Below are 13368 nucleotides of genomic sequence, written 5' to 3'. Positions count from 1 at the left end.
GGTGGCCGCAGCAATGCCGGGAGCCCCACTTGCAGGGGCGAAATCAGGGGTCGAAAATGCCTGTTTTCAGCCAATTCCACTGGTCTTCGCCGCAGGCCGCCACCAGGGGGCTGCCACCCGGCGGATCGGCCGCCCGATAGTCCTGCCCATTCAACCGCCGGGCTATCCCGCCAGCTTCGCAAACCAGCAAGGTTCCGGGGGCATGATCCCAGGGGATATTGCGGCCATAAATGCCCCAGTGAATCTGGCCCAGGGCCATGGCCGGATATTCCTGGCCCGAGCAGCGCAGGTTCAGCATGCCGGCGGTTTGATCGATCCGATAGGCCATCCGACGCGCCAGCTCGCGGTCGCTGATGCCGAAATTGGCCACGCCGGACAAATGCGCCAATGACGGCGGCGATGGCATGTGCAGGCGATGCAGACTGCCATCCGGCTCCCGCAGCCAGGCCCCCGCCCCCTTCTCGGCCATGTACAGGCGACCACTCGGCGGATCGAGAATCCAGCTCGCCACGGCATCGCCGCCGCGCACCAGCGCCACCATGGTCGCGAAAAACGGGCTGCCGACCGCGAAACTGGCCGTGCCGTCGATCGGATCGATCAGCCATGACAGTCCAGGCTCGCGCAGCCGCCCCATCAGCGTTGGATTGCGGCCAACGGCTTCCTCGCCCACGGCCTGCGAGCCGGCCAATAAAGCCTCCAGCCTTGGCGTGAGGAAAGCCTCGGCCTCCTCGTCTGCCACCGTCACCAGATCCTTGTGACTTGTCTTTTCGGCGACATCCTCGGCGCGCAGGCAGCGAAAACGCGGCATGACGATGTCACGGCCGACCTCAAGAAGCAGATCGGCCACCGCCTGCATGTCGATGGACGTTGTCATCAGGGATCGAAGATACCGGCCTTGAGCCAGTTCCACTGATCCTCGCCGCAGGCCGCCACAAGGGGAGAGCCGAAGGGTTTGTCGGCGGCACGATAGAAATCGCCATTCAGTCTTTTGGCAATGCCGCCTGCCTCGGTGATCAGCAGGCAGCCGGCCGCATGGTCCCATGGCAGGGCACGGTTATAGACGGCGTAATGGATATGGCCATCGGCGATGGCAAGGTATTCCTGCCCGGCGCAGCGCAGGATCAGCACACCGGCCGTCTTGTCGGCGCGATAACCGATACGGGCGGCAAAATCGCGGTCGCCGTAGCGGATATTGGGGGCACCCGACAGATGCGCCAGCGAAGGCGGCTTCGGCGTGGCCAGCCGGCGCTGGCTGCCATCGGCCTCGCGCATCCAGGCGCCGGCGCCCTTCTCGGCCATCGCGGTGATGCCGCGCACCGGATCGTGGATCCAGCTCGCCACGGCATCGCCATCCTGCACCAGCGCCACCATCACGGCGAACAGGGCATTGCCGACGGCAAAATTGGCCGTGCCATCCACCGGATCGATCAGCCATGCCGCACCAGGGCGGCGCAGGGCATCCATGATCGTCTCATCGGCACTGGCGGCCTCCTCGCCCACCACGGCAGAGCCCGGGATCAGGGCCTGCAACCGCGGAGTCAGGAAAGCCTCGGAGTCTTTGTCCGCAATGGTGACAACGTCATGCGGCCCTGCTTTCTGGTCGATATCGCCTGTCTTGAGCTGGCGAAACCGCGGCATGATCGCCGTGCGCGCCGCCTCCTCGATCAGCAGCCGCACCGCATCCATGTCTATCCTTGCGGTCATGCCCGCTGTCCCTCCTGCCGTTTGAGCCATTTGCCGGCTTCAGCCTGCGACAATGCCACCGACAGCTTGAGATGGCCGTCCTGTTCCTGCATGCCCAGTACTTCGCCATGCCTGTGCAACCAGGCCAAAGCCGCGCCATCGCCGGCATCCAGCGTAACAGCCAGCTCGACTCGATCATCGCCCAGCATGGCATCGATCCGTTGCAGCAATGCGTCACAGCCCGTGCCCTCCAAGGCGGAGATCACGATGGCGTCCTGCTGTCGCGCCGCCTGGTTCTGCAGCGCCTCGCGTGCTTCGGGTTCAAGCTGGTCGGCCTTGTTCCAGGCTTCGAGCAGGCGGTGGCCGCTGTCATCCGTGATGCCCAGGGATGCCAATACATCACGCACGTCTCCAGCCTGAGCCTCGCAATCGGGATGCGACATGTCGCGCACGTGCAGGATCAGATCGGCCGAGATCACCTCTTCCAGCGTGGCGCGGAACGCCGCCACCAAATGAGTTGGCAGTTCGGAGATGAAGCCCACCGTGTCGCTGAGGATCACGTTCCGGCCAGACGGCAGCCGCACCGTGCGCATGGTTGGATCGAGGGTGGCGAACAAAAGGTCCTTGGCCAGCACCTCGGCTTCGGTCAGGCGATTGAACAGCGTTGATTTGCCGGCATTGGTGTAACCGACCAGAGCCACCACCGGGTATGGCACCTTCTGGCGGGCCCGCCGATGCAGGGAGCGGGTATTCACCACCTGCTCAAGGTCAAGCTTGATGCGGGCGATGCGCTCGCCAATCAGGCGGCGGTCGATTTCCAGCTGGCTTTCGCCCGGGCCGCCGAGGAAGCCGAAGCCGCCGCGCTGGCGCTCAAGGTGGGTCCAGGACCGGACCAGACGCGAACGCTGATAATTCAGATGCGCCAGTTCGACCTGCAGGCGACCCTCTCGCGTGCGGGCTCGAGCGCCAAAGATTTCAAGGATCAGGCCGGTGCGGTCGATCACCTTGGCCTTCAGGGCACGTTCCAGGTTGCGCTGCTGCACCGGGGTGACGGCCGCATCCACGATCACGACATCGACCGGATGCTCGGCAATCCAGGCCGCCAGTTCCTCGGTCTTGCCGCTGCCGATCAGGGTGGCAGGCCGCCAGGCCGACAGCCAGACCACCTCGGCATGCACGACTTCAAGCTCGATGGCGGCGGCCAGGCCAACCGCTTCGGCCAGCCGCGCCTCCGGGCGCCGACGCATGTCGGCTGCCGTTGCCTTGGGACCGGGGGATTTGAGTGTGGGATGCAGGACGAGCGCACGCCGGGTGCGCTCGTCGCCGCCTTCAATGTGATCTGGCATCACTGCCATATAAGCAATGCCCACGGGATAACCAACCGGGACATCGCCATCAGCAGGAAAAAAGCTTAGCCCTGCTCTCCCTGGGCCTGCCCGGCGCCGCCCTGGGCGGCCGGATCAAACAGCTGGATCGGGCCGGACGGCATCACCGTGGAGATGGCGTGCTTGTAGACCAGCTGCATGTGACCGTCCCGGCGCAGCAGCACCGAGAAATTGTCAAACCAGCTGATGATACCCTGCAGCTTGACGCCGTTGACGAGGAATACAGTGACCGGGGTTTTGGTTTTGCGGATGTGGTTGAGGAAGACATCCTGGACGTTTTGAGGCTTGTCGGCGGCCATAATTCTTGGACCTTTCTTTTCTTATCTTGTTGTCTTTGTTTTGTTTTTTTACGCAATCCGGCCAAGTCGCACCGGATCGCGTCTGCGGAGGCGGCGGCCGCAGCCCCACGCATTCGCAGATTAAATCACTAAATCGCGAAAGTGGCAAAACAATGGCGGCTTCCCGGCACGGAATACCGCGCGCCTGACCGTGACGGTCGTCACCAAACCTGTGCGCCGAAACCGCCTGTCAGGGCGCGAGAAAACCGGCCTCCCAGTCCGCGTCGCCGGCGCCGTGACTTGCGGCATGAGCCTCGTAAAGCGCCCGAAGCCGGGACGCCACCACGCCGGGGCCACCATTGCCGATCGGCTGGCCATCGAGGCTGACCACGGGCATGGCATAAGAGGTCGTCGAGGTGACAAAAGCCTCTTTGGCAGCCAGCGCCTCGGCCACCGTGAAAGCCCGGTTTTCCACTGTCAGCCCCTCCCGGCGGGCCAGTTCCAGCATGGCGCTGCGGGTGATGCCGCCCAGAATCGCGGTGCTGAGCGCCCGGGTCACCAGCACATTGTCCTTCGTCACAATCCAGGCATTGGAGGAACTGCCTTCGGTCACATAACCGTCGCGGTCGACCAGCCAGGCTTCGTAAGCGCCGGCCTCCTTCGCCGCCTGCTTGGCCAGCGCGGCCGGCAGCAGACCCACCGACTTGATGTCACAGCGGCCCCAGCGGATATCCGGGCGGGTGATCGCCGCCACGCCCCTGGCTGCGTTGGCGGCCGCCTTGGTCATATCGACACTACGGGCAATGGCCACCACCGTCGGCGGAATATCGCCGGGGAAGGCGAATTCCCGCCGCGCCGCGCCGCGCGTGATCTGCAGATAGATATTGCCTTGTTTAACCCGGTTGCGGCGGACCGTTTCATTCAGCACTACCGTCAGGGCAGCGCGGCTCATCGGGTGACGGATGCGCAACTCATCGAGACTGCGTTCCAGCCGGACCAGATGCCCTTCCGCATCCACCAGCCGGCCATTCAGAATCGCGATCACTTCATAGACGCCATCGGCAAACTGAAAGCCACGATCCTCGACGTGAACGGCGGCCTGACCGTAGGGAACATACTGGCCATTGACATAAGCAACGCGTGCCATCGCGTGATACCTTTTCTGGGGATTAGAAGAACTCGAGGCGAACGGCGAAGAGTTTCTCGACTTTTTTCACCGCATCGCGCCGAACGAACAGGATCACCCTGTCGCCAGCTTCGATTTCACTGTCGCCACGCGCGATCATCACCGCATCGCCACGAATGATGGCTCCAATCATCAGGCCATCCGGCAGGTTCAGCTCGGCCAGCGGCCGGCCAACCAGGGCGCTGGTTTCCACCGCTTCGGCTTCCATCACCTCGGCCGCGCCGTCCATCAGGGAATGAACACCACGGATGCGGCCGCGTCGCACATGCTGGAGGATTGAGGATACGGTGGTGGAGCGCGGATTGACCACGACATCGACGCCAAGCGAGCCGATCAGCGGCTCATAGGCCGGGTTATTGACCAGAGTGATCGCACGCTGGGCGCCCGCCCGCTTCGCCAGCAGGGAGGTGAGGATATTCACCTCGTCGTCGTTGGTCAGCGCGATGATGGCTTCCGCGGCGCCAACCTTCGCTTCGTTCAGGATATCCATGTCGAGGGAATCGCCGTTCAGCACAACGGCATTCTTGAGTTGCCCCGCGACGAATTCAGCGCGATCCCGGTTGGCCTCCACCACTTTCAGCAGAACCGAGGGCTGCGCAGCCTCGATTTCGCGCGCCAGGAACATGCCGATATTGCCGCCTCCGCAAAGCACGATGCGGCGGGCTTCCCGCTCCTCATGGCCGAACAGGCGCATGCCACGCTGGACATGGTCTTTCAGGGCGCAGAAATAGATCTCGTCGCCGGCCTCCAGATGGTCGTTGGCATCAGGCACCAGCAAGGCACCGTTGCGGTTGATGCCGCAGATATTGATGGCCAGATCGGGGAACAGGCCGGTCAATTGACGCAGCGGCGTGTTCAGCACCGGGCAGTCTTCATCCAGCCGCACGCCGATCAGGCGCAGCCTGTCATCGGCAAACGGGATCATGTCAAAGGCGCCGGGCGTCAGGATACGGCGATGGATGGCCCGCGCCACCTCGATCTCGGGTGAAATGATATAGTCGATAGAAATGTGCTTCTGGTTGAACAGATCCGCCCATTCCGGTTTCAGGTAGCTCTGGGCGCGAACGCGCGCGATTTTTGTGGGCACGTTAAACAATGCATGCGCCACTTCGCAGGCCACCATGTTCACCTCGTCGGCGAAGGTAACCGCGATCAGCATGTCGGAATCCGCCGCGCCGGCCTGCTCCAGGACATCCGGATGCGAGGCATGACCAACGATGCCTCGCAGGTCATAGCTTTCCGCCGCCTTGTTGGCGCGGTCGGACGAAACGTCGATCATCGTGACTTCGTTGCCATCCGCGGCAAGCTGTCGCGCGATGGTCGTTCCCACCAGACCTGCGCCGCACACGATCACCTTCATGGCAAACTCCCGCTCCCGTTATCCGTTACGGTCGAGATTGACCACGCCCAAGGCTTTCAATTTTCGGTGCAGCGCCGAGCGCTCCATGCCGATGAAGCTGGCCGTGCGCGAAACATTGCCGCCAAAGCGTGTGATCTGCGCCAGCAGATATTCCCGCTCAAACATCTCTCGCGCATCGCGCAGCGGCAGGCTCATCACTTCCGTTGTGGTTTCGGGCCGCAGGGCAACCGGCGGTGTCGCCCCCAGATCGGATGGCAGCATGTCGGCGTGGATGGCGCCCTTCTGATCGGCGGGCATCATGATCAACAGCCGTGCGATCGCATTGCGCAGTTCGCGCACATTGCCGGGCCATTCAGCCGATTGCAGAGCCAGCAGCGCGTCCTCGGCCAATTCGCGTTCAGGCACGCCCTGCCGCTGCGCCTCGATGCGGGCAAAATGCCGGGCAAGCAACGGGATATCTTCCCGCCGATCGCGCAGGGCAGCCACCTTCAGCGGCACAACGTTCAGGCGATGGAACAGATCCTGCCGGAATATGCCCTGCCCCACGCGCATCGAAAGATCATGCGTGGTACCCGAAATGATCCGCACATCCACTTGGACGCGCGTACGGCCGCCAACACGCTCGAAGCCCTGCTCGGTCAGAACCCGCAGCAGCTTGGCCTGCGCCTCACCGGACATTTCCGCCACTTCATCAAGAAAAAGCGTGCCGCCGTGGGCCTCTTCCAGCACGCCAATGCTATGCTGGCGCTGTCCATTCACCGATTCCTCTACGCCGAAAAGCTGGGCCTCGACACGTTCGGAGGTCATTGCCGCCACATTGAGGCTGACGAACGGCCCGCCAGCACGGCGCGACCGTTTGTGCAGAAGACGGGCGACCAACTCCTTGCCCGCGCCCGCAGGGCCAGAGATCAGAACCCGACTGTTGGTGGGCGCAATCCGGTCGATAGCCTGGCGCAAAGCCACAATCGCCGGCGACGATCCAATCAGCTCGGCTATGGTGCCTGATCGCTGACGCAGGTCCTCGTTCTCGCGTTTCAGCCGGGCCTGTTCGAGCGCACGCTCCACCAGCAGCAACAAACGGTCGCTCTTGAACGGCTTCTCGATATAGTCATAGGCGCCGCGCTTGATCGCTGACACCGCCGTTTCGATATTGCCGTGGCCGGAAATCATGATCACCGGTACGCTGGCATGGTCGCGGATGATGCGATCCAGTATTTCCATGCCGTCCAGCTTGCTGCCCTGCAGCCAGATATCCAGGATCACCGCGTTGGGGCGCCGCGCTTCAATCTCGCGAAGCGCACTGTCGGAATCGGAAGCCATCCGGGTTTCATAACCCTCGTCCTGCAGGATGCCCGCAATCAGATTGCGGATGTCGGCTTCATCGTCGACAATCAGAATATCACGCGCCATGACTACTCGATCCTAGCTTGCGGTCCGCCTCGCTGCGGGCGGCCGTCTCTGCGGCATCGGCATTCCCGATAACAAGATGCGGCAGGCGAATCCGCGCCAAACTACCACTTCCCGCAGCGGGATCAACAGCCGCCGCATCGGTCAGCGTGATGCTGCCGCCATGTTCCTCGATGATCTTTTTCACAATCGCAAGGCCGAGACCGGTACCCTTGCTGCGGGTTGTGACATACGGCTCGAACAGGCGATCGCGGTTCTCGACCGGAAGACCGCGCCCATTATCCCGCACCGTGATCTCGGCCGCACCGGAGGCAACCGCCAGAGAAATGACGATCCGGCCCGGCGGCAGGGTTTCCCCGGCCTGACGCTCGCGCCCATCAATAGCGTCGATGGCATTCTGCAGGATATTGGTCAGAACCTGGGCGATCTGGCGCGCATCGCAGCTTAAGTGCACGGGATCGGCGGGAACAAAACTTTCGAACCGGATATCGTTGCGCGCCACCTGCTGCATGAATACGCCCTGGCGCACCAGTTGCCCCAGGTCTTCTTCCCGATAGACCGGGCGCGGCATCCGGGCAAAGGTGGAGAATTCATCCACCATGCGGCCGATATCGCCCACCTGGCGGATGATCGTGTCGGTGCACTGTGAGAAAATCTCCGGATCGGTCTGCACTTCCTTCAGATACTTGCGCTTGAGCCGTTCGGCGGAAAGCTGGATCGGGGTCAGGGGATTCTTGATTTCATGAGCGATGCGACGGGCAATATCGGCCCAGGCGGCATTGCGTTGTGCCGCCATCAGCTCGCTGACATCATCAAACGTGGCGACGTACCCAAGCAATTCGTTGCCAGTCGATTCACGGGCGATACGCACCAGCAGCGTGCGGTTTCCGTCCGGCCGCGATACGACAACCTGCCCGCGTTCCACCGCTTCGCTGGTATTGCCGGCCAATCGATCAAACAATTCGGCCATCTCGGGTGCCACTTCGGCGAAGGGCCGCCCGACCATGTCGTCGTAATCTTTCTGAAGCATGGACTGGGCCGATGGATTCGGCAACGTCACCCTTCCCTGCGGATCGATGCCGATCACGCCGGCCGATACGCCGCCCAGCACTGTTTCGGTAAAGCGGCGACGCTCATCAAGCTGACGGTTCGCGGCGATCAGCTCGGATTGCTGAGCGGCCAGCTGGCCGGTCATGCGGTTGAAGGTGCGCCCCAAGGTGGCAATTTCATCGTCGTCGGCGCGCTCCGTCACACGTGCCGTCAAGTCGCCGCTGCGAATCCGTTCGGCCGCCCCGACAACCTCGCCGATTGGCGCCACCAGGCGATTGGCGATCAGCAGTGCAAACCAGATCGCCGCCAGCAGCAGCAGCAGCGAAACCAGGAGAAACAGGATCGCGAAATTGATTTCCAGTGCCGAGCGGGCCTGTTCCAGGCGACTGTATTGCTGGGCGGCGACCCGGGTCCGCTCCAGCTCGCCCAGTACCTTCGCATCGATGAAACGCCCCACATAGAGATAAGCATCGAGATAGCCATCCAGCCGGATCAGGGCCCGCACACGGTCATCCGTTTCCGCCGTGATGATAACCACCTGGCCGGCATTGGCGTCCTGGATGGCGCGGGTGGGAATACGTTCGAACTCCATCAACAGGCTGAGTTCGTTTCTGGCCAGGATTTCGCCAGTGGACGTGAAAACAATGGCTTCGCCCAGGCCACGCAAGCGCGAAAGCTGACGCACCGCCTGCTGGAAGGTGGCCGGGCTGCGCGTCAGACGGGGCGCTTCGCGATTGAGATCCACGGCCATCGCCAGAACGTCGGCGCGGATCGTCTTGCGGTGCTCCTGGATATACGCCTCGGCAATCGCAACCGACGCCTTCACCGCAGAATTGACCCGTTCGCTGAACCAGGTCTGCAGACCGAGATTGAAGAACAACACGGCGAATACCGTCATCATCACCGTGGGCAGCGCCGTAACGGTGGCGAACAGCATCACCATGCGGGCATGCAGGCGCGATCCCGCCGCGCCGCGCCGTCGCTGCATCCACAGCACCACCAGGCGGCGCGCCACCAGGCTGGTGAGCCCGAGCAGGATCACCAGATCGCTCAGCAGCAGGATCTGAACGTCGCGCGGGGTCAGGTCCCGGTTGGCGCCCGGGGTCATCGCCAGATAGGTCAGGGTGCCGGCCACCAGGGCCGCGATAGCCAGCGAGATTTCCAGATGACGGATCAGCCGATGGCGGCGGAACCAGTCGATCCCCCGACGCAGCAGACGCAGGGCCGGAGGACCCGCCGGCTGCTCATTGGCAGCGTGGATCGTCTCGTCGGTCATGGCTGATGAATCGCTGGCCGGAACATCCGGGGATCATACCCCAGGCCGGTCCGGCTAGCACCAGTCCGGAAGCGCCCCTATTTGAGGCCCCGAATCACCTGGATGTTATGATCCCTGATCTTCTTGCGCAGGGTATTCCGGTTCAGCCCCAGCATATGGGCGGCCTTGATCTGGTTGCCACGGGTGGCCGCCAGGCTGAGGGAAATCAGGGGAATTTCCAGTTCGCGCAGCATCCGGTCATACAGGCCCGGAGGCGGCAGGTCGTCGCCCTGGGTGGCGAAATACTTGGTCAGGTGCCGCTCAATGGCACCGGTCAGGGTCTCTTCCTCGCCCGGCTCGGCAGGACGCGGCGCCTGCGGCGGCTCGGCCAGTTCATTGTCGATCACCTCGATGCCGATGACATCATCGGCATACAAGGCGGCCAGACGGCGGACCAGGTTTTCCAGTTCACGCACATTGCCCGGCCAGCGGTAGCGGCGGATACGCTCCATGGCTTCCGGCGATACCGTCTTGGTCGGCAGCCCCTGGGCGGCGGACTGGTTCAGAAAATGCCGCACCAGATCGGGAATATCCTCGCTGCGTTCGCGCAGCGGCGGCAGGCGCAGCGGCACGACGTTCAGTCGATAGAAAAGATCTTCGCGGAACAGGCCCTGGTTCACGGCCTGGCGCAGGTCGCGGTTGGTGGCGGCAACGATGCGGACATCCGTGCGGATCGGCGTGCGGCCGCCAACCGTGGTGTATTCGCCCTGCTGCAGCACGCGCAACAGTCTGGTTTGCGCCTCGATCGGCATGTCGCCGATTTCATCGAGGAACAATGTGCCGCCTTCGGCCTGCTCGAAACGGCCGGCATACCGATTGGCGGCGCCGGTGAAGGCCCCCTTCTCGTGGCCGAACAATTCGGATTCGATCAGTTCGCGCGGGATCGCCGCCATGTTGATGGCGACAAATGGTCCGTTGCGGCGCTTGCCGTAATCATGCAGCGCGCGGGCGACCAGTTCCTTGCCGGTGCCGGACTCGCCATAGATCAGCACGGTGAGGTCCGTGCCCATCAGGCGGGCCATCACGCGGTAGATTTCCTGCATTGCCGGCGAACGGCCGATCAGCGGCAACTTTTCCTCATCCGCGGCGGCTTCGGCATCTTCCTGCGGCGCGGCCTTGGGCTGACTGAGGGCACGCTCGACGACCCGCAGCAGTTCCTTCAGGTCAAAGGGCTTGGGCAGGTAATCATAGGCGCCGCGTTCGGCGGCCTTGACAGCGGTGAGCAGGGTTTTCTGCGCGCTCATCACGATGATGGGCAGATCAGGCCGGATCCGCTTGATGCGCGGCAGGAGGTCGAGGCCGTTTTCGTCGGGCATCACCACGTCGGTAATGATCAGCTCGCCTTCACCTTCAGACGCCCAGCGCCACAGGGTTGCGGCATTGCCGGTGGAGCGCACCTGATAACCGACCCGGCCCAGCGCCTGATCCAGAACGGTACGGATCGAGCGGTCGTCGTCGGCGACGAGAATGGTGCCCTTTTGACTCATTCAGACTCTCCGGATGCTTCCACGGCCGGGTTATGAACCGGCAAACGCGCACTGAAAACGGTACGGCGCGGGCGGCTGTCGCACTCGATCACGCCGCCATGGTCGCCGATGATCTTGGCAACCAATGCAAGACCGAGGCCAGAACCGCTGACCTTGGTTGTCACAAACGGATCAAACAAATGTGGCCGGATGTCTTCCGGAACGCCGGGGCCGTTATCCTGAACCGAGACTTCCAGCGGCAGATGCAACCTGTCGCGCGAACCGCGCACGGCCAGCCGCACGCCATGGCGGTAGGCCGTGGTCAGCACGATCTCACCGCCCGGATCGTCGCCGATCGCCTCGGCGGCATTCTTCACCAGATTGAGGAAGACCTGCACCAACTGGTCGCGGTTGCCATAGACAGGCGGCAGCGACGGATCGTAGCGCTCGACGAAGCGGATATGCTTGCCGAACCCCGCCTGGGCCACCTTGCGCACATGCTCGAGCACCTGATGGATGTTGACCGGGCCGCGCTCGATCGGGCGCTTGTCGGAAAACACCTCCATGCTGTCGACCAGCGCGCAGATGCGATCCGTCTCATCGCAGATCAGCCGCGTCAGCTCGCGATCCGCCTGGCTGGCGTTCAGCTCCAGCAACTGCGCCGCGCCGCGAATGCCGCTCAAGGGGTTCTTCACTTCATGCGCCAGCACGGCCGCCATGCCGGTCACCGAACGGGCGGCGCCGCGATGCGTCAGCGCCCGGCCGATCTTGGCCGCCATGCTGCGTTCGTCAAAGCGCACGATCACATGATCGGGCGCTTCCGGAACCGGTGAAACCTGAACATCGACCAGACGTTCCCCCAGTCGCGGCGAACCGAGATCCACATCGTATTCCGACACGCTGTAGCGCTCGCGGAAGACCTGGCTGACCAGTTGCAATACCGGGCTGCCGAAAGGCACCAGATCGCGCAGGTTCTGCCGGGCCAGCACGGCCGCGCCGGAATCGAAAAACTGTTCCGCCGCCGGATTGGCGTAAGTGATGTCGCCCTGCCGGCCGACCACGAGGATTGGATTGGGGATGGCGCCGAGAACCTGGGTGGCGTCGATCGGCGGCGCGACCATCTGTTGTTCAGCCGACTGCATCAGGCGGCCATCCGGTCGAGCTGTGGCGCATAGAAATCACGCACGGCCTGACGCACCTGCGCCGGCTCGTCGATCTGCATGATGCGGGTGCGGAATTCGGCCGAACCGGGCAGCCCCTTGGAATACCACGCCACGTGCTTGCGCGCGATTTTCAGACCGGTCTGCACGCCATAATGCTCAAGCATGGCGTCATAATGCTCCAGCACCGTATCGCGCTGGTCCTGCAGCGACGGATCGGGCAGACGTGCGCCGGATTTCAGAAATTCCATCACCTGACGCAGGAACCACGGGCGACCATAGGCACCACGACCGATCATCACACCATCGGCGCCGGACTGCGCCAGCGCCTCCTGCGCCTCCTCCAGTGTCGTGATATCGCCGTTGACCACGACCGGGATGGAGACCGCTTCTTTCACCTTGCGCACGAAGGCCCAGTCGGCGCGCCCGTTATACATCTGGTTGCGTGTGCGGCCATGAACGGTGAGCATCCGGATGCCCTCGCCCTCGGCGATGCGCGCCAGTTCCGGCGCATTGCGGTTGGCTTCGTCCCAGCCGGTGCGCATCTTCAGCGTCACCGGCAGCTTCACGGCCTTCACCGTGGCGGTAAGCAGGCCCTTGGCATGCTGCAGGTCGCGCATCAGCGCGGAACCGGCATGACCGTTCACCACCTTCTTCACCGGGCAACCCATATTGATATCGATGATGGCCGCGCCTTTGTCTTCATTCAGCTTCGCGGCCTCGGCCATCACATGGCCTTCGCAGCCAGCGAGCTGCACCGACATCGGGAATTCTTCCGGCGCGACCTCGGCCATTTTCAGGGATTGCCGCGACGACCGCACCATGGCCTCGGAGGCGATCATTTCAGATACGACAAGACCCGCGCCGCTGCGCTTCACCAAGCGACGGAACGGCAAATCGGTGACGCCTGACATCGGTGCCAGGATCACGGGGTCTTCAATCGAGACGGGACCAATTTTTATGCTCATTTTTTGCACACATTCCTGGGTGCCCAGTTGTTGTTCACTCTAGGCGGTTTCTTACTGCGCTGCAACATCATTCCGCGACCGGATTAAATCCGGGTCCGGACATCGCCAAG

General features: G+C 63.1%; 12 protein-coding genes. 1 reads left to right on the top strand and 11 read right to left on the bottom strand.

Annotation, left to right across the window (positions count from 1 at the left end; translation table 11 throughout):
* Positions 1-43 precede the first annotated feature (43 nt).
* Genes ACE3OO_RS16695 through hflX form a run of 3 tightly spaced genes read right to left on the bottom strand, consistent with a single transcriptional unit; the run spans position 44 to position 2930 of the window.
* The gene (locus tag ACE3OO_RS16695; protein ID WP_374304571.1) at positions 44-874 is read right to left on the bottom strand and encodes an inositol monophosphatase; all 831 of its coding nucleotides are present in this window, start codon (positions 872-874) and stop codon (positions 44-46) included.
* A complete protein-coding gene (locus ACE3OO_RS16690) occupies positions 874-1704 on the bottom strand; it encodes an inositol monophosphatase family protein (protein WP_374304570.1) in 831 nt (276 codons plus the stop codon). Before ACE3OO_RS16690 ends, ACE3OO_RS16695 begins: the two co-directional genes overlap by 1 nt.
* Entirely contained in the window at positions 1701-2930 is a 1230-nt protein-coding gene (gene hflX / locus ACE3OO_RS16685) for a GTPase HflX (RefSeq protein ID WP_374304569.1), read from the bottom strand. The genes ACE3OO_RS16690 and hflX overlap by 4 nt, the downstream gene beginning before the upstream one ends.
* Positions 2931-2972: 42 nt before the next feature.
* Between hflX and ACE3OO_RS16680 the strand changes: the two genes are divergently transcribed.
* Positions 2973-3098, top strand: a complete 126-nt coding sequence (locus ACE3OO_RS16680; protein ID WP_374304568.1) for a hypothetical protein — start codon at positions 2973-2975, stop codon at positions 3096-3098.
* On the opposite strand, the gene hfq is transcribed toward ACE3OO_RS16680, so the two are convergent.
* From hfq to dusB, 8 genes are all read right to left on the bottom strand, one after another.
* Positions 3095-3367, bottom strand: coding sequence for an RNA chaperone Hfq (gene hfq, locus ACE3OO_RS16675; protein ID WP_374304567.1), 273 nt, complete (start codon positions 3365-3367; stop codon positions 3095-3097). The genes ACE3OO_RS16680 and hfq overlap by 4 nt on opposite strands.
* 229 nt (positions 3368-3596) lie before the next feature.
* Positions 3597-4493, bottom strand: coding sequence for a D-amino-acid transaminase (locus ACE3OO_RS16670; RefSeq protein ID WP_374304566.1), 897 nt, complete (start codon positions 4491-4493; stop codon positions 3597-3599).
* 22 nt (positions 4494-4515) lie between these two features.
* Complete coding sequence (trkA, locus tag ACE3OO_RS16665; RefSeq protein ID WP_374304565.1) at positions 4516-5892, bottom strand: Trk system potassium transporter TrkA; 1377 nt, start codon at positions 5890-5892, stop codon at positions 4516-4518.
* A gap of 18 nt (positions 5893-5910) precedes the next feature.
* Positions 5911-7302 (bottom strand): sigma-54-dependent transcriptional regulator, encoded by a 1392-nt coding sequence (locus ACE3OO_RS16660; RefSeq protein WP_374304564.1) that lies wholly within the window; start codon positions 7300-7302, stop codon positions 5911-5913.
* Positions 7292-9625, bottom strand: a complete 2334-nt coding sequence (locus ACE3OO_RS16655) for an ATP-binding protein (protein ID WP_374304563.1) — start codon at positions 9623-9625, stop codon at positions 7292-7294. Before ACE3OO_RS16655 ends, ACE3OO_RS16660 begins: the two co-directional genes overlap by 11 nt.
* A 77-nt stretch (positions 9626-9702) precedes the next feature.
* Entirely contained in the window at positions 9703-11151 is a 1449-nt protein-coding gene (ntrC, locus tag ACE3OO_RS16650; RefSeq protein ID WP_374304562.1) for a nitrogen regulation protein NR(I), read from the bottom strand.
* Entirely contained in the window at positions 11148-12272 is a 1125-nt protein-coding gene (locus ACE3OO_RS16645; RefSeq protein ID WP_374304561.1) for a nitrogen regulation protein NR(II), read from the bottom strand. Before ACE3OO_RS16645 ends, ntrC begins: the two co-directional genes overlap by 4 nt.
* Positions 12272-13258, bottom strand: coding sequence for a tRNA dihydrouridine synthase DusB (dusB, locus tag ACE3OO_RS16640; RefSeq protein ID WP_374304560.1), 987 nt, complete (start codon positions 13256-13258; stop codon positions 12272-12274). Before dusB ends, ACE3OO_RS16645 begins: the two co-directional genes overlap by 1 nt.
* Between the last annotated feature and the right edge of the window lie 110 nt (positions 13259-13368).

Origin of the sequence: Ferrovibrio sp., from assembly GCF_041906005.1 — a bacterium.
Classification (GTDB): Bacteria; Pseudomonadota; Alphaproteobacteria; order Ferrovibrionales; family Ferrovibrionaceae; genus Ferrovibrio.
Note: the sequence above shows the minus strand (reverse complement) of the source record. Positions and strands in the feature narration are given on the sequence as shown.